The organism is Arthrobacter sp. UYEF3, from assembly GCF_040546245.1.
In the GTDB taxonomy this organism is placed as follows: Bacteria; Actinomycetota; Actinomycetes; order Actinomycetales; family Micrococcaceae; genus Arthrobacter.
In genome coordinates this window covers 1-16,147 of record NZ_JBEPNK010000018.1, presented here as the reverse complement: position 1 = coordinate 16,147, position 16,147 = coordinate 1, and the positions used below count along the sequence as shown (strand labels likewise).

The 16,147-nt window shown below is 65.3% G+C and carries 14 protein-coding genes, 1 tRNA gene, 2 pseudogenes and 1 riboswitch; of the genes and pseudogenes, 6 read left to right on the top strand and 11 right to left on the bottom strand.

Annotation, left to right across the window (positions count from 1 at the left end; all coding sequences use genetic code 11):
- The first annotated feature begins 174 nt into the window (after positions 1–174).
- A riboswitch (cyclic di-AMP (ydaO/yuaA leader) is annotated at positions 175–344 on the top strand.
- Positions 343–1,143: an aggregation-promoting factor C-terminal-like domain-containing protein gene (locus tag ABIB14_RS12970; protein ID WP_354236306.1), complete on the top strand. Its 801-nt coding sequence runs from the start codon at positions 343–345 to the stop codon at positions 1,141–1,143. (Overlaps the previous riboswitch by 2 nt.)
- Positions 1,144–1,247: 104 nt before the next feature.
- Here ABIB14_RS12970 and ABIB14_RS12965 read toward each other — a convergent pair whose 3' ends face one another.
- The 3 genes from ABIB14_RS12965 to ABIB14_RS12955 are packed head-to-tail and all read right to left on the bottom strand — an operon-like array spanning position 1,248 to position 3,212.
- Entirely contained in the window at positions 1,248–1,625 is a 378-nt protein-coding gene (locus tag ABIB14_RS12965) for a glyoxalase superfamily protein (RefSeq protein WP_354236305.1), read from the bottom strand.
- A 49-nt stretch (positions 1,626–1,674) separates the two neighbouring features.
- The gene (gene upp / locus ABIB14_RS12960) at positions 1,675–2,310 is read right to left on the bottom strand and encodes a uracil phosphoribosyltransferase (protein WP_175323800.1); all 636 of its coding nucleotides are present in this window, start codon (positions 2,308–2,310) and stop codon (positions 1,675–1,677) included.
- Positions 2,256–3,212 carry a phosphatase PAP2 family protein gene (locus ABIB14_RS12955; RefSeq protein ID WP_354236304.1) on the bottom strand — a complete coding sequence of 319 codons (957 nt, stop codon included), beginning with the start codon at positions 3,210–3,212 and terminating at the stop codon, positions 2,256–2,258. The genes upp and ABIB14_RS12955 overlap by 55 nt, the downstream gene beginning before the upstream one ends.
- Before the next feature lie 82 nt (positions 3,213–3,294).
- On the opposite strand from ABIB14_RS12955, the gene ABIB14_RS12950 reads away from it, so the two are divergent.
- Complete coding sequence (locus ABIB14_RS12950; protein ID WP_354236303.1) at positions 3,295–3,798, top strand: nucleoside deaminase; 504 nt, start codon at positions 3,295–3,297, stop codon at positions 3,796–3,798.
- Between the two features lie 76 nt (positions 3,799–3,874).
- Here the strand turns inward: ABIB14_RS12950 and ABIB14_RS12945 are convergent, their stop codons facing one another.
- The 4 genes from ABIB14_RS12945 to ABIB14_RS12930 all read right to left on the bottom strand — a co-directional run bounded on the left by ABIB14_RS12945 (position 3,875) and on the right by ABIB14_RS12930 (position 7,799).
- Positions 3,875–4,969, bottom strand: a complete 1,095-nt coding sequence (locus tag ABIB14_RS12945) for a DNA glycosylase AlkZ-like family protein (RefSeq protein WP_354236302.1) — start codon at positions 4,967–4,969, stop codon at positions 3,875–3,877.
- A gap of 204 nt (positions 4,970–5,173) precedes the next feature.
- Positions 5,174–6,349 (bottom strand): glycosyltransferase, encoded by a 1,176-nt coding sequence (locus ABIB14_RS12940; protein WP_354236301.1) that lies wholly within the window; start codon positions 6,347–6,349, stop codon positions 5,174–5,176.
- A 7-nt stretch (positions 6,350–6,356) separates the two neighbouring features.
- Positions 6,357–6,755 (bottom strand): 6-pyruvoyl trahydropterin synthase family protein, encoded by a 399-nt coding sequence (locus tag ABIB14_RS12935; protein WP_354236300.1) that lies wholly within the window; start codon positions 6,753–6,755, stop codon positions 6,357–6,359.
- Positions 6,756–6,758: 3 nt separating this feature from the next.
- A complete protein-coding gene (locus tag ABIB14_RS12930; RefSeq protein ID WP_354236299.1) occupies positions 6,759–7,799 on the bottom strand; it encodes a dehydrogenase in 1,041 nt (346 codons plus the stop codon).
- Positions 7,800–7,968: 169 nt separating this feature from the next.
- Between ABIB14_RS12930 and ABIB14_RS12925 the strand changes: the two genes are divergently transcribed.
- Positions 7,969–8,058, top strand: a tRNA-Ser gene (locus ABIB14_RS12925).
- Between the two features lie 429 nt (positions 8,059–8,487).
- On the opposite strand, the pseudogene ABIB14_RS12920 reads toward ABIB14_RS12925, so the two are convergent.
- A pseudogene (locus ABIB14_RS12920) lies at positions 8,488–9,280 on the bottom strand (transposase).
- A gap of 179 nt (positions 9,281–9,459) precedes the next feature.
- Positions 9,460–10,389 (bottom strand): LysR family transcriptional regulator, encoded by a 930-nt coding sequence (locus tag ABIB14_RS12915; protein ID WP_354236297.1) that lies wholly within the window; start codon positions 10,387–10,389, stop codon positions 9,460–9,462.
- A 129-nt stretch (positions 10,390–10,518) separates the two neighbouring features.
- On the opposite strand from ABIB14_RS12915, the gene ABIB14_RS12910 reads away from it, so the two are divergent.
- From ABIB14_RS12910 to ABIB14_RS12900, 3 genes are read left to right on the top strand one after another with little or no spacing between them, the layout of a single operon-like run.
- Positions 10,519–11,832, top strand: a complete 1,314-nt coding sequence (locus tag ABIB14_RS12910; RefSeq protein WP_354236296.1) for an MFS transporter — start codon at positions 10,519–10,521, stop codon at positions 11,830–11,832.
- 33 nt (positions 11,833–11,865) lie between these two features.
- Positions 11,866–13,323, top strand: coding sequence for an aldehyde dehydrogenase (locus tag ABIB14_RS12905; protein WP_354236295.1), 1,458 nt, complete (start codon positions 11,866–11,868; stop codon positions 13,321–13,323).
- Between the two features lie 9 nt (positions 13,324–13,332).
- Positions 13,333–14,289 carry an NAD(P)-dependent oxidoreductase gene (locus ABIB14_RS12900; RefSeq protein WP_354236294.1) on the top strand — a complete coding sequence of 319 codons (957 nt, stop codon included), beginning with the start codon at positions 13,333–13,335 and terminating at the stop codon, positions 14,287–14,289.
- A gap of 385 nt (positions 14,290–14,674) precedes the next feature.
- Here the strand turns inward: ABIB14_RS12900 and ABIB14_RS12895 are convergent, their stop codons facing one another.
- Complete coding sequence (locus tag ABIB14_RS12895; protein WP_354236376.1) at positions 14,675–15,070, bottom strand: beta-ketoacyl-[acyl-carrier-protein] synthase family protein; 396 nt, start codon at positions 15,068–15,070, stop codon at positions 14,675–14,677.
- Positions 15,030–15,734 (bottom strand): annotated as a pseudogene (locus ABIB14_RS12890) (beta-ketoacyl synthase N-terminal-like domain-containing protein). Before ABIB14_RS12890 ends, ABIB14_RS12895 begins: the two are co-directional and overlap by 41 nt.
- Positions 15,735–16,147 lie beyond the last annotated feature (413 nt).

Genomic DNA, 16,147 nt, shown 5'->3' with positions numbered 1-16,147 from the left:
GCAACGTGCACCGGGCGGGGTCCCGTCGAACTGGCCGCCCAGGCCTCGCCATAGGACAAGCCGCCACGCCGCTTCCAGGAGACGTCGTTACCGAAATGTGACTTCTGGCTCGAAGTCAGGTACCGTTTTAGGGTGCGCCAGTCGATCTGGCCGCACATCCGGACTTACGCCACACTCTGCCGCTTCCCGGATTCCGATGGACCAGGCAGAGACGGGGGACCCAGAGTTCCCGGGCATCCTGCATCCATGCACCCTTAGGGTCGAGCCGCCACGACGCGATTCCGTGCGGCCGGATTTCACATCCGAACCCGACAGCTACTCCGTAGGCGTTGAGAGGCGAATATGACTGACTTTAAGGCACAATCACGCCCAGAAGGCACTGAACAGACGTTCGAAGCCGATGCCGCGCGCCACCGCGCCGAGCCGGCACCGCGCCCGGCCGGGCCCCGGCCCGCTGGCAAAGGCAAACGTGCCCGGCCCGCCGTCGGCGTACCGTCCAAAGGCAAGCGCGCCCTCGTCGTGGCCACCGCCCTCGCGGTGCTGCTCGGAGTCGGAGCCGCGGGTCAGGCCTCCGGCACCGCGCCCCACCCGGCCGAAGCCTCCAAGGCGGCTTCGATGCAGCTTCTGGACCTCGAACGGCTCGGCAGCAACATCCCTGCATCCCCCTCCGCAGTCAGCGTGGAGGCACAGGCCTCCGAGAACAAGCCCGCCGAAGCTCCCGCCCCGGCAGCACCGCCGGCCCCTGCCCCGGCTCCTATCGCTCCGCCGGCCCCGGCCCCTGTCGCTGCCCCGGCCCCCGCGGCTCCGCCGGCACCGGTGCAGCCGGTCGCCGTCGACGATCCCGCCGGCGCACAGGCGTATGCCGCCGCGCAGCTGCCGGCCCACGGCTGGGCGGCAAGTGAGATGCAGTGCCTGCTGAAGCTATGGACCAGGGAATCCGACTGGAGGACCACCGCCACAAACGCCAGCAGCGGCGCCTACGGCGTGGTCCAATCCCTGCCGGCCGAAAAGATGGCCAGCGCGGGACCGGATTACCTGACCAACTACCGGACCCAGATCAACTGGGGCCTGCAGTACGTTCAGGAGCGCTACGGCTCACCGTGCGGCGCCCTGAACTTCCACTATGCGAATAACTGGTACTGAGCCGCACTGCCGGAAGCCTATAAACCGATGGCGAGGCCCTGGATCCACCGGATCCGGGGCCTCGCGTGTGCCCGCCCGGGGCGACGCCCCCGGGGAGCGGGCGGTCAGCCGTTCGGGCGGCTGGGGATGTACTGCACAGCCCATTTGTTGCCGTCGGGGTCGGCGAAGTAGACGAACTGCCCCCAGTCCTGGACGTCGACGTCGCTGACGTCCACGCCGTTGTCCTTGAGCTGCCGGTGGGCGGCCTGGATGTCGCTGACCACGAGTTGCAGGCTGGGGGCGGTGCCGGGCGGGGCATCGGTGAGGCCCTCGCCAATAGCAATCGAGCAACCGGAGCCCGGCGGCGTCAGCTGGACAAACCTCATGCTGTCCGAGGGGCGCTCGTCGTAGTCGGCGTTGAAGCCCACCTTGTTTACGTAAAAATCTTTGGCTCGGTCCACATCGGACACGGGGACCAACACGAGTTCAAGTTTCCAGTCCATGGGCTCAGGCTAGACCCCGGCGCAGTCCACGGGAACCCCACGCTGTTGCTTAGACGGCGATGCCGTACAGCCTGTCGCCGGCGTCGCCCAGGCCGGGGACAATGTAGGACTTCTCGTTGAGCTTCTCGTCGATCGAGGCCAGCACTATAGTCACGTTGGCGTCCGAGAGCTCCTCTTCCAGCTTAGCCAGACCCTCCGGTGCGGCCAGCAGGCAGATGCAGGTAACGTCCGAGGCGCCGCGCTTGAAGAGGAACTTGATCGCCTCTCGCAGCGTGCCGCCGGTGGCGAGCATCGGGTCCAGGACGAAGATCTGCCGGTCGGTCAGATTCTCCGGCAGACGCTCGGCGTAGGTGATGATGTCCAGGGTCTCCTCATCGCGGGCCATGCCAAGGAAGCCCACCTCGGCGGTGGGGACAAGCTTGGTCATGCCTTCCAGCATGCCGAGTCCCGCCCGCAGGATGGGGACCACCAACGGGGTGGGCTTGGTAAACGCCGTGCCGATGGTGGTGCTGACCGGCGTCTCGATGGTCACCGGTTCGGTGCGGACGTCCCGGGTTGCCTCATAGGCCAGGAGCGTGACGAGCTCCTCCGTGAGTTGGCGGAAGACCGGGGACGGGGTGTTTTTGTCCCTCAGAACGGTGAGCTTATGGGCGACCAGCGGGTGGTCCACAACAAGAGTGCGCATGGGTAAAAACTATCACCCGGATGCCGGCGGCCCCCGGCCTGGCCGCCGTTACCGGCGTCGGCTGCCCCGCTCTGGCCGGCGGTCCCTGGGGGGCCGGCACGGCCGGTCGCTGCGGCGCCCTCGCGGCGGTCCAAGGAAGCCCCGCCCAGTGGGTGCACCTCGTAGTCAAACGTCGGCGCCGGACCGGCATGCTGCCGGTGCCGCAGCACATGGAAGAGCCTGTGGGCCAGGATCACGATCCCCACCCAGCCCAGTCCCAGCACCCAGCCGATAATGACATCGGTCATCCAGTGGTGGCCCAGAAAGACCCGGCTCATGCCCATCGCAAAGATGAAGATCACACCGGCCGTGATCAGGCCCACCCGGGCCAGGGTGCGGTTGACCTGCAGGCAGGCGAGATACACCACCAGCCCGATCACCACAGTGGTGTTCAGGGTGTGACCACTGGGGAACGACGGCGAGTTCTCGTAGGGCGGCACCGCATCGGCGTGGTCCGGCCGGGTCCGCCCGATCAGTTTCTTGCCCAGGGCGGTGGCGGTGACCGAGACGGCGGCGGCGCCTCCGATCAACAGCAGCGGCCGCCAGGTCCGCGAGACCCAGATCAGCCACGCAGTCAGGACGCTCGCGAGGATGGGCATGCCGATTCCGCCGCCAATGTTCGTGAAGCCGGTGACGAACGAGTCCAGGCCGGGACTGCGCAGCTGTTCCATGAACGCCAGCATGGGCTTGTCCAGGTTCGCCAGGCCGGCGGAGTCCACGACGTTGTCATAGACCTCGGCGCTCAGCAACGCCATCACTACAACCACGACGCCGCCGATCAGCATCGTGATCCACAAGGCTGCGTATGGCACGACCCATTTTCCCCAGCGCCGCGTCAGCCAACTCTCAGTCCTGGTGGTCATTGCCGTCTCCCGACTTCCTGGTGCGCCTCGCCAAGGTGCACAGTGTGCTTAGGATTCATAGCGTCGAAACTATCATTGACCCATGACAACCCCCGAGCCCCGCCATGTCGAATGGATGGGCCTGGCCCTCGGCGAAGCACGCCGGGCCCTGGCCACGGCGGATGTGCCGATCGGCGCCGTCGTGATCGGGCCGGACGGCTCGGTGGTCGGTACAGGGCGCAATGAGCGCGAGGCGCTCGGGGACCCGACGGCGCACGCCGAGATGGTGGCGATCCGGGAAGCTGCCGCCCGGCTGCGCGCGCGCCACGCGCTGGAGGGCCAGGACGACGACGGTTGGCGGCTGGCGGACTGCACCCTGGTGGTCACGCTGGAGCCCTGCGCAATGTGCGCCGGGGCCGTGGTGCTGGCCCGGATTCCCCGGATAGTTTTTGGCGCCTGGGATGAGAAGGCCGGGGCCGCCGGCTCCGTGTTCGACATTCTCCGCGAACGCCGGCTCAACCATTGGGTGGAAGTGTACGCCGGGGTCCGGGAGCCCGAATGTGCGGCGCTGCTTCGGGATTTCTTCGCCGGCCACCGCGGCGCCTGAGGCTGTAATTCGTCCGGCCGCCGGTCCGTTACCGTTCGGCCGTCGCCGTCGTGGACGGCGTCCGGCCGCCGGTCCGTTACCGTTCGGCCGTCGCCGTCATGGACGCCCGCAGCGCATCGATCCGCTTCTGCCGTGATGCCGGCGAGTCCAGGCTATAGGCCCGGAAGTCGCCCAGGTCTTCCCTGATCCAGGTCTCCAGCTCGGCGATCCGGCGGGCCACGGCGGGAGTGGACTCCCCGAAGAGCCATGCGGCGATCCGCTCCCGGTCAGTGTCGTATTGCCACAGCCCGATGATCCGGCCACGGTCAAGGATGGGGTGGTCCGGCAGGTCCGCCTGCAGCGCGAGCGACCCCAGCGCCGCCTTGCCCTGGTCCTCCCCTGCGAGCAGTTCCGAGGCGTTCCGGCGCAGCAGCACCAGCGAATCGCTCCCGGCGAGCAACTGGATTTGCTCCTCGGCGGGTTCCTCGAAGGCGGCGAGGAGGTCGACGTCGTCGGGCAGCATCCAGAGCGGGCCGCTCCCGGCGACGCCCGTCGCGGTGGGGACCTCCACGGCGCCGGCCGCGGCGAGCGCGGTCTTACTCTGCACGACCGTGAAGCCTGTGAACCACTGCGACTGCTTGAAGGTGGCCCCGCCGGTCCAGCCGAGGTAGCGCCGGACCAGCTCGGCGCGGATCTCCTCGTCGGTGAGCTCGCTCGGGCGGAGACCCCACGGCGCATAGGCGTAGCGCTGCTGGTCGAGCCGGCCGCCGGCGGGGACGCGGCGGATCCGTCCGTCGGCCTGAAGGATGCCGAGCGCGGTGGGCAACGTGGTGGTGGCGCCCTTCTTCTTGCCCTCCTCGCCGAGGTTGCGCACCGAATCGCCTAGTTCGTCCTTGAGCTGCCGCGGGTCCAGCGGCACCCCGGCTTCGGTGAGGGTGTGCAGTACCTGCTCCTCGAGCAGCGCGATTTCGCCGCGGTCCACCCCGAGCCGGCCCACCACCTTGAACGTGGCCTCGGCCGGATCCCGTCCCAGGCGCAGCGCCCAGGCGAAGTCGTCCCGGCCCAACACATAGGTGCAGCCGCGCGCCGTCGGCAGTTCCAGGACCCGGTGGGCCAGGACGTCGGCGTCCACCTGCGAGCGCCGGATGCCGGCGCGGGCGAAGAGCGTGAGGTAGGGGTTGGCGCCGCCCACGGACCGCGCCCAACCGGCCCGGGGCAAAGACCTGCTCCGCGGTGCAGCCAGCCAAGGAGCCGTCCAGTCCCTGCCGGTGCCAGGACCAGGCGCGGAGCCGGTCGGGCGTGAGGCTCTCGGCGGGCGGCAGCTGCACGGTTACGGGCTGGGTCGTCATGGGGTCATTCTCCACCAGCTTCCCCGGCGTGGGTATTGATCCTGGCGTTACGTTTGCCGCGGCGGTCCCCCGGAGCCGCCGGTTTCGAGGATCGCCAGCACTGACCGCGCGGTGGCGTCCCAGCCGGGGAGGCGCTCCCGCGCCGCCCGGGCGGCGGACCGCCATTGGGCGCGCAGTTCCGGTTCGTTAAGCCAGCGGCGCAGCACGGCTGCGAGCGGCGCCGGGTCTTCGGCGAGCACGACGGCGACGCCCGGTAGTGGTGACGTTCCGGCTTCGGCGGCCGGGGCGCCCGCGGGCTGGTTGGACGCAGCGGCCGCAGGCTGGTTGGACGCAGCGGCCGCAGGCTGGTTGGACGCAGCGGCCGGAGCGCCCGCGGCGAGGGCCTCAACGGCTCCCGTACCCTGCCGCACGATCACCGGAATGCCGCGGGCCAAGGATTCGGTGACCACCAGCCCATAGGTCTCGGCCCGCGAAATCAGCAGGCTGAGGTCAGCGGCGGCCCATTCGGCGTCCAGCCCGGCTCCGCGCAGCTCCCCCGGCAGGCCCACGCGTCCGGCCACGCCGAGGTGCTCCGTCTCCCGCCGGAGCAGGGCGGCGTACGCGGGATCTGCCGTGTCCGAGCCCGCGAGGGTGGCCGTCCAAGCCAGGTCCGTGAGCCCGGACAAGGCGTGCAGCAGCAGCAACTGGTCCTTGTTGGGCAGCAGTACGGCGAGTGCCAGCAGGTGCGGCGGCTCGGAACCGACGGCCAGCGGAGCGGGCTCGGTGCCGGGGAGCGCGACCCCGATACTGTCCAGCCCGCCCAGCCGGTCCGGCCGGTGCCGCTCCCGCAGGTCCGCCGCGCCCGTGCCGCTGATGCAGATGACCCCGGCTGCGGCCTGCAGGGCGCGGCGTTCCAGTTCCGGGTGCCCGGCCAGGGGCATGTGCAGCAGGATCCAGGCCGGCATCCCGGCCGCGGCGGCCGCTTCCAGTTCGTCCGGCGCTCCGCAGGCCACCAGGCTGTCCACGATCGTGACCCGCCCGGCGTCGGCGGTTTCGTTGAGCAGCCGCCCCAGTCCCCGACGGTCCTCCGGGCTGCCGACCGGCCAGTCGCCGTCGACCCCGCTCGACTCTGCAGCCACGCCGAGGTCCGCCAGTGCCCGGACCAGGGCGGCGTTGTAGACGTTGCCGCCGGAGTTGTGGCGCACGTTGCCGGGCAGCAACAAGCGGACGCCGGTTACCTCCACGGGGCTGCTAGCCGGCGTCGAACTCGAGCGAATAGCTGGCCCAGGCGTCCGGGGTCTCGCGCAGGGTGACGTCGATGCCCGCCAGTGCCTGCCCGTCCTGGCCGGCGCGGATCTTGGTGGCAAGGGCGTCCGTGATGTGCTGGGCCAGGGCCTCGGTGGTGCTGAGTTTGCCGGCGAAATCCGGGTGCTCGTCGAGGTTTTTGTAGTTCAGCTCGGCCAGGACGGCGTCCAGCACGTCGCCGGCTTCGCCGATGTCCAGCACGATCGAGTCCTCGTTTAGCGTCCGACGGCGGAAGGTCGCCTCGGTGACGAAAGTGGCCCCGTGCAGGCCCTGCGCGGGGCCGAAGGCGGGGCGCGGCAGGCTGTGAGCGATCATGAAATTGCGGCGGACGGTCAGGCTGAACACGGGTTACCTCGTAGTTTCTGTTGCGGGGGCGGGATCTTCCGCGGAGGGGTATCCGATGACGTGGCAGAGCGCGTCCAGGCTGCCGTCGGAGAGCCGCTGGACGACGTCGGGCAGCTCGCTGAAGCCGGAGGTGCCGGTGAGGAAGGTGTCGAAGACCGGATCGCTGAGCAGCGAGACCGCGAGTTTGAGCCGGTCCGCGTTGGTGCGGCGATGGCGGCGGGCGCGGGCGACGACGCCCACCTGGCTGGCGCGGATGGAAAGCCTCCGGGCGTGGAAGTCCTCGCCGAGCGGCAGGGTGACGTTGCGGTCCGCGTACCAGGACATCTCGATGATCTCCCCCTCGTCGCCCACCAGCTGCAGGGCGCGTTCGAGGCCGGACTGCGCGGCGGAGCAGTGGATCACGATGTCGCAGTCCGGCAGCGCGTCGTCGGGGTGGCTGAAGTCGATGCCGAGGGTCTGGGCGAAGGCGCGCTTGGCCGGGTCGACGTCGATCAGCTGCAGCCGGCCCAGCGGGAATGTTCCCAGCAGTTGGGCGACCATGCCGCCCACCAGCCCGGCGCCGATCACGGCCACGCGGTCACCGAGCCGGGGACCGGCCTCCCAGAGCGCGTTGACGGCGGTTTCCACGGTGCCGGTCAAGACCGCGCGGCGGGCGGGCACATTGTCCGGCACCTCCGTGAGGTATTCGACCGGGACGACGTAGCGGTCCTGGTGCGGGTGCAGACAGAAGATTGTCTTGCCCAGCCAGTCCGCCGGGCCGTCCTCGACGACGCCGACGGAGAGGTAGCCGAACTTCACCGGCGACGGGAAGCTGCCCGCCTGGTGCGGCGCCGCCATTTCCTTGGCAACGCACTCCGGGACCCGGGCGTTGTGCACCACCATTTCCGTGCCCTTGCTGATGCCGGAGTAGAGCGCGCGTACGAGGGCTTCGCCGGGGCCGGGCGGCGGCAGTTCCTCGCGCCGGAGTTCGCCCTTCTCCGGGCCGACGGTCCAATATGCGGTTGCGATGACAGGTACTTGGCCGGCGTTGTTTGAAGTGCTCATCTTGCTGTCGAATCTAGTGCCGCGCGCGGCCCGGGGGAAGCTTTGGCGTTGCGGACGGGCCGAGTCGACGGTCTTGCAGCCGGTCCTGGGGCGGTCTCTGGGCCGCCGGGCCACCGGGTGAGCCCTCGTTTTGGGGTTGAGCGCCTTGCTCCGGTAGCCTAGTCAGGTTGGTGACGTGTCCGAGCGGCCGAAGGTGCAACACTCGAAATGTTGTTTGGTGTAAAAGCCAACGTGGGTTCAAATCCCACCGTCACCGCCAGAGGGGATATTACGAATTAACGTGGTTCCCGATCACGAATTCCTTTGGGTAGATACCTACCCAAAGGAATTCGTCTTTAACGCCAGCAGGAACCCTGAAATGGGGTCCACAGAGTTGAGCGCCGCCGAGGCCGCCACCACGGGCTTTGGGCATCGCTGAGACCCCTTTTGACTGAAGTCGAAGGGGTCTCAGCGGGTCATCCCTAACTAGCCGGCGGTTCTCTTGTCAGTCGAAAGAGTGCGAGCCGCACGGGTGAACCCGGGGCCCGGGCCAAAGATCCACGTTTCGCCGCCTGAGGGGTTCTGCATATTTCTTCTTGAAATGCCAATCCCGCGATGTTGTAGTTCAAGGCCACTAAATGAGTCCAAGGGGTCAGTGGTCGTAGGCGGCGAGGGAGCGTCGGATGGCTCGGCCTGTCTGGTCGTTGAGTCAGATCGCAGCTGTCAGGGAGGGGATGCGTTCGATGCCGCGGGCGGTGACTCCTGCCGGGGTCCGTCCGCCGTACCGTGACCCGGCCCGGGGTTTCTCTCCCTTCCGGGCCGCGCTCAGCAGTTCCAGCCCGGCCTGTGCCTCGGCGTCCTCGAACCCGGCGCCGTAGTAGTTTTTGTCCCGGATGAGGAGCTGGCGGTGCCCGCCGGTCCGGACCCGTGCCATGGCCGGGGTGCCGGCAAGGATGTCCAGGAACGTCTGGCGTTCGTCGGCCTTGGCTCCGGTCAGCGCATACCCGACGGGCAGCCCATGCAGGGGGCAGACCAGATGCAGGCGCAGCCCCACAAAGTAGCGGCTGTGCGAGGCGCAGTAGCCGTATTCGGCCCAGCCGGCCATCTCCGAACGGCGGACCGCTTCCCGCGACCGGGCGCAATCCACCGGGGTGGAATCGACCACCCACACATCATCAGAGGAGATAGTGGCGCTGTGGACGCGCACGCAGAACAGCCCGTTCATCGTAGGCCCGAGCCGGCGCAGCCGCTTGTTGTAGCCGGCCTTTCCCGGCAGATGCAAAACATCGGGCGGAGGGACTTCCGTGCGCGGCGCAGCCACCGTGCCCCGCTGGTAAATCCCAACAGCGCCTGCATCACGGCCACCGTCACGATTTCGGCATCGCTAATCCTGGGCGAAATACCGATCCGGGGCGCGGCGGGATCCGTTCCGGATGCGCCTGCAACTGGTCATCAACCCTCACATAGAATGCAGTGGCAACGGTGTCCACGTGAGCCTCCAAGTTCGACGTTGATCACGCCGATTCTGGACGCTCTTGCCTACAAATACTTCAAGCCACTCCGGACCGGGAACCCCTGGAATTATGCATCAGACAAGCGTCCTTTGGGTGCGTGAAAGCCTCTTTGGGCTGGGCGTACGTTCGGGACTGCCGGCGACTGTGATCAGCAGTTGGCTGGACCGTCAAAGTTCGGAGGAGAATTCCAGCCTGTCGGTCAGCTCCAAAACCCTTTTCAAGGCAGGGTTCCGACTGGCCTTGTTCCAGATCAGCGTTGAATCGATGGTGTGAGGCTCCAACTCAGGCATGCGGAAAAGCTGGGTGTTCTCCCCGACCCAACGGCGGGCCGATGAGGGAATGAGCGCCACGCCGATCCCCGAATCCACTAGTTGCAGCATGGTGTAGACCTCCACGATCTCCTGCACCGTCAGCGGTGTCACCTTCCAGAGAGTGAAGATGGAACGGAGAAGATCGTAGAAGTAGGCTGGCCCGTTCTCTGCATACATGACAAAGTCCTGCCCATCCAGGGCGGCTACGGGCAGGATCGGCAGGCCGGACGCGCCCGATGAAGCATAGTTTCTGCAAAGCCCGAAGTTTTTAGGTACCGCAGCGAGCAGTGTGTCTGAGGGCAATCGTTTGCTGTGCAGCTCCAGTAACCCTGGCACCGGCCGGGACATGCCTAGGTCAATGGTTCCTTCCTGCAGCGCCGACGGCTGTCGGGCCGTGTTCATCTCATGGAGCACCAATTTCACGCCCGGCAACTCCTCCGCGGCCAGCTTTAAGAGTTGCGGGACGAAAATGTTTCCGACGATGAGGGTGAATCCAAGATGAACGGAACCTCGCAGCCCGTCGCTAGCACGGCGGACATTTACCTCCGATGCCTCAAGGAGCTCAAGGGACCTGCGGATGTCGGACAGGTACCCCGCGCCCGCAGTGGTCAGGGTGATGGCACGGCGGCTGCGGTCAAAAAGCTGGACGTGAAGATGGCGTTCAAGCGATTGGATCTGCCGGCTGAGCGGGGGCTGGGAGATGTTGAGCCGTTCGGCCGCGCGGCCGAAATGCATCTCCTCGGCGACCACGACGAACGCCCGCAACTGATCGATGGTGTAACTCATGCTATTAAGGGTATCGGTGAATGCAAAAAATGTGTTGGACGAGTATTGAAACTCGCAACTAGCATCAGGAGAAGTGAGAGATGCCACACTTGGCCGGCTTGCAAAAGCCACAAATACTTAAGGACCCCTATGAGTCAGACCACTGCTGCCAGCCGATCCGGAGCGTTAGGCAGCGACGCCGACGTGAAATCGGCAGTCAAAAAATTCTCGTCCCGCATGCTTCCACTCGTAGTGGTCATGCTGCTGATCAATCAGATTGATCGCACGAACATCGGCTTCGTCCAGCAAGTCTTCAGCAAGGAACTGGGCATTGGCGCATCTGCCTTTGGTTTCGGCGCCGGCTTGTTTTTCATTGGATACGCCGCATTCGAGGTACCAAGCAATGTCCTGCTGCAGAAATTTGGGGCTCGCGTATGGTTGACCAGAATCATGGTTTCCTGGGGACTTGTCACCATGCTCATGGCATTCACCCATAACGACATCGTGTTTTACATCCTGCGGTTTCTTCTGGGCGTGATGGAGGCGGGGTTCTTCCCTGGCGTCATCTTTTACTTCACCAAGTGGCTTCCCGACGCCTACCGGGGTCGCGCCGTCGCGATTTTCTTGAGCGCATCCGCACTCGCCTACATCGTCACCGGGCCCATCAGCGGTGGGCTCCTGGAGCTGCACGGCCTGTTCAATATTGCGGGTTGGCGGTGGATGTTCCTTATTGAAGGCGGCGTATCGATACTTGTTGGCTTCGTGGCCTTTGGCCTTCTTGTTTCACACATTTCCGAAGCCAAGTGGCTCTCCACAGCAGAAAAAACGGCCCTGCAGGCGGCCGTTGATACGGATGAATCCGTTCGCAGTGAGGACAGCAGGGGCATTTCCAAGTGGAAGCTTCTTTTCCAGCCCCAGATCCTGAAACTGTGTGGCATCTACTTCGTTTCTGTGATGACCGGATACACCGTGACCTTCTGGCTGCCGGGCATTCTGGGCAAGATTGATGGCATCAGCGCATTCCAGATCGGGCTCCTCACCTCAATCCCATGGATTGCCGCGGTCATCGCCATGTACCTGCTGGCCAGACTGACGGACAACCGCGGAGGTCGAAAGCTCCTGGTTGTTGGCTCCATGGTCCTCATGGGTGTCGGCATGTTCCTGGCAGTTACACCCAATCCCTGGTTCGCCCTGTTTGCCCTGACGCTGGCAGCAGTGGGCTACAAGGCCTGCAACTCGGTCTTCTGGTCCATGACCTCAGTCTCGCTGGATCCCAAGCTCTTGGCAGCCGGGATTGCCCTGGTCAATGCGCTGGGCAACCTTGGCGGGTTCGTCGCCCCCACGGCCTTCGGCATCATCAAGGACCGGACGGGATCCATCGAAGGCGGACTGATGGGCCTGGCGCTCTGCTCCATCGTTGGAATCGTACTGACGCTGTCGTTGAAGCTTCGCAAGGGTGTGTAGCCCGGTTTTGAAACGTGAAAGGAATATCTGCAAATGATGAACTTCCGAATGACCATTGGTTCTCGACAGGCAGAGAGCTCCGACGGGAAAACACTGCCTGCCACCAACCCCTACACCGGTGAAATATTCGCAACCATCCCGGACGCGACGGCGCAAGATACTGCCGAAGCCATTGGTGCGGCCAAGGATGCCTTTGACTCCGTCTGGAGCTCGACCAACGGATATGAGCGCTCCCTACTGATGAACAAGCTGGCGGACATCCTGGACGCAAACGCGTCCGAGTTGGGGAAACTGGAGTCCACCGACAACGGCAAGCTCGTGACGGAAACCACGAATCAAGCCCGCTTCGCAGCCCGCATGTACCGTTTTTACGCAGGTCAGGCCGACAAGATCTTCGGTTCGGTCATTCCTGTAGATCGTCCGGGCTTTTTCGATTACACCCGGCGCGTTCCGGTTGGAGTCGCCGTCCTGATCACCGCGTGGAACTCTCCGATGCAGCTGCTGTCCAACAAGCTGGCGCCAGCCCTGGCGGCCGGCAACACGGTGGTGGTCAAACCCAGTGAACACGCTTCCGCATCTACCCTGAAGTTTGCGGACTACATGCGCCAAGCCGGATTCCCTGACGGTGTGTTCAATGTCGTGACCGGTGGTCCCCACGTCGGTGAGGCGCTGACCACCGACCGCCGCGTGGGACGCATCAGCTTCACGGGAAGCGTGCAGGTCGGCCAGGCGATCCAGCGGGCAGCCGCTTCGACACTGATTCCGGTCACATTGGAACTCGGTGGAAAAAGTCCCAACATCATCTTTGACGACGCAGACATCCAGGCCGCCGTCAAAGGAGCGGCAGCCGGCATCTTTGGCGCCGGCGGCCAGTCCTGCATTGCCGGCAGCAGGTTGTTGGTCCAACGCGGCGTCTATGAACGTGTGGTCGCCGAACTTGCCGAACTGGCAGACGCGATTCGTCTTGGCAACCCGGCGGAAGCCGGGGTCCAGATGGGTCCGGTGGCCAATAAGCCGCAACACGAGCGGATCACGTCCATGGTGAGGGAAGCGTCGCGGAACGCCACTATGGCGACAAAGGGCGGGCGGGATCTGTCAGCCCTTGGCAACGGGCTGTTTGTTGAACCCGTGGTCTTCCGCGACGTAGCAAACGACTCCGACATAGCGCGCCACGAAGTATTCGGGCCCGTGCTCTCCATCATCCCGTTCGACACGGAAGAGGAAGCGATAGCCATGGCCAATGACAGTGAATTTGGCCTGGCCTCAGGAGTGTGGACGCAGAATCTTGGCCGTGCACACCGGGTTGCCGATCGTATTGAAGCCGGTACCGTGTGGGTGAACACCTACCGGGTGAGCCAGGCCCAGGCACCGTTTGGAGGCGTCAAGCAATCGGGGTATGGCCGTGAACGCGGTCTTGAAGCAATCGAGGAATACCTCACCACCAAGAACGTCATGATCAATCTGACGAACGAACCCGACAAATCTTTTTAGGAACGCAGCATGAGTGAAACGAAGAAAATTGCCATTTACGGCCTGGGAAACATGGGTTACGTCGTGGCTCAGAGAATCGCCGCACATTTTCCGGTCAAGGTCTTTGACCTGAACGCAGACCGGGCGGCTGAAGCCCAAGCTGAATTCCAGGCACAAGTAATCTCCACGCCCACGGACGCGGCCGACTGCTCCACCGTGGTGCTCTCCCTGCCGAATCCGGCGGTTTCGAGTTCCGTGGTCACCGAGCTGGCCCAGATCCTGGCACCCGGCAGCACCATCATCGAAACCAGCACGGTGAATCCGGACGACGTGCGCCATTGCGAGAAAATTCTTGCCCCGCATGGCATCAACATCATCGATGCATCCCTCCTCGCCGGCGTCAGTCAAATGGCCAACGGAAGCGCAACCCTCCTGCTCGGCGGTGATGCCGAGACGATTGCGGCCAATAAGCCGGTGCTGGATGCCATGGCACAAGCCCAAATCCACTTTGGTCCGACAGGATCGGGCGCAGCGGCAAAGGTCATCAACAACGCTGTCGCCCATGCGGTCATGGTGGTTGTTTCGGAGGCCGGCTCGATGGCAACGGCCGCCGGTATCAGCTGCACCAAGCTGGTGGACCTGCTCTCCGATGAGCGTATGGGACTGCACCGGCCGCTGACGCACCGATATGCGGAGCGCATTGTGCAAGGTGACTTCGAAGGAGGCATGCCCCTGGATGCCGCGCGCAAGGACTCCGTCCTGGCCTTGGAACTCGCCCAGAAACTGGGGGTACCACTGTTCGCCATCCAGGGCTCGCACACCGCCTACGACATTGCCGCCGCGTCCGGATACGGCCGGGAGGACTATGCGGCCGTATCGAAAATCTGGGAAGACTGGAACAAGCCGGTCTACACCGCGCTCGGATCTGAGGGGCAGCAGAGGCTGGACATCTCCGAGGATCGATCCCTGGTGGAGCTATCACGTTAGGATCCGATGGAGTAACCTCCGATTCCGGACGCAGTCCTCATATAGCCAGCCCAACCGTAGGGCGAGCAGCCGTCGTCCTCGAACCCTTCGTCAGTAAGCCGGCCCGGGGAGCTGAACCACCACCCCGGCGCCGGCCACCCCATCCAGCGCTCCGCCCGTTAGTGGCTTGTATCTCTTAAGTGGCTTGCATCCCTTAAGCACCCCCTGTTGAGGTGGGTGGCTGTCGGTTTACGGGTGACCTTGGGAGGGGACGGACTGAATGTCATCCAGGACTTAGAGACCCGTTTTTGTGCATTGCGGCCTGCTTAAACGTCACGCCTGTACTCGAGGAGCGCTGTCAGTGCCCGGAGGACTTCTTTGTGCCGGTCTTCGCTGATCGCGGTGATCAGCGGGCGACGGCGGCGCGTACCCTGGCGGGTACAACTCTGTCAGCCCCGAGCTGGCTTCGATGGTTGCGGCGGCATGTGGCCGGTAGTCGACTTCGTCGACGTGACAGGTACCTGATTCCCGCCACGGCGGCAATTGCGCTGGCCTCCAGACGGTCACCCAGCGGAGTCGACGTCGTATGGGCGTGGGCGAACCCGATGTCCGGTCCCGTGAGCGAAGCCGCAACCAAGGCCTTCTGCATCACGCGGCGCTGCATCCCAAGGCCGGCCGCGACGATGTCGCCGGCATCGGAATTAGCAGCGGCCCCGGCTATCCGCCCGTAGGCCTCGGCACGGCGGGCCCGCGCGAAGTCCTCAAGCTCCAATACGAGAATCCCGGAACCTTCTGCGATCATCACGAAGCCGCTCCGGTCCCGGTCGCGGCCCGGAGACTTGCTCCGGGCCGCGGTCGCTCGTGGACAGCGCTCGGATCTGGGCGGATCCGGCGATGGTCAGTTCGTTGATACAGGCGTCAACACCGCCGGCGCCGACGACGACGTCCACGGCGCCGGATCTGATCATCTCCGCACCTTGGGCGATCGCTTCGGCTCCGGACGCGCCTGCACTGACAGGAGTACGCGCCACGCCCCTTGCGCCCACGGCAATCGACACCCACGCCGCGGGGCCATTGGCCATAATCTGTGTAAGGGTGTGCGGAGACACCCGCCGGAGACCGCTTCTGTCCAGGGTTCGGGTCTGGGCCACGACCGTTCCCAGGCCGCCGTACCCGGAACCGATGACGACGGCGAGCCGTTCAGGATCGACTTCCGCCCGCCCCGTCTGCGCCCAGGCCTGCCGCGCCGCAATCAGCGCCAAGTGACCACAACGGTCCATCCGCCGTTAATCCCCGGTCGAGAGAAGGAGAGCAGGATCCGCTGTAACCCGACCGGCAACACGGACCGACAGCCCGCGCTCCCACGGGTCATCCAACACGCTTATCCCGGACCGTCCCTCAAGAAGCCCGTCCCACGTCACGGCCGCAGTCGCGCCTACCGGGGTCACGGCCCCCAGCCCGGTCACGACCACTCAATTCCCGGCCACAGAGAACCACTTTTACTCCATTTGGATCAAACCCGGCCCGGACGAACCCGCCATCGGCGGCGCGGCCGCACGGAACCTTACAAGACAAGGCTTGGAGCGGACACAGGCATGGACGGCATGCTAAGAACGAAGAGCATCCAGCATGATCATCAGGGCGACCCGCACGGCCGGATTCGCTGGGGAATATCACGTGGCCAGGAGTCCCTCCCGGTTTGGGTGAGACTCGAGATTCTTGCCAGTCGAGGCCGCGGCTCATGCGGGGCATACTTGCACGTAACCACGCCCGGCCAGGGCGGCCGTAACGGATTGATCACGGTATGTGGGGAACCCATCCGGGGCGGGTTTGTTGTCGAAGTACTCCTGACAGACAAACGCCGGCCCCGCCGGGGATT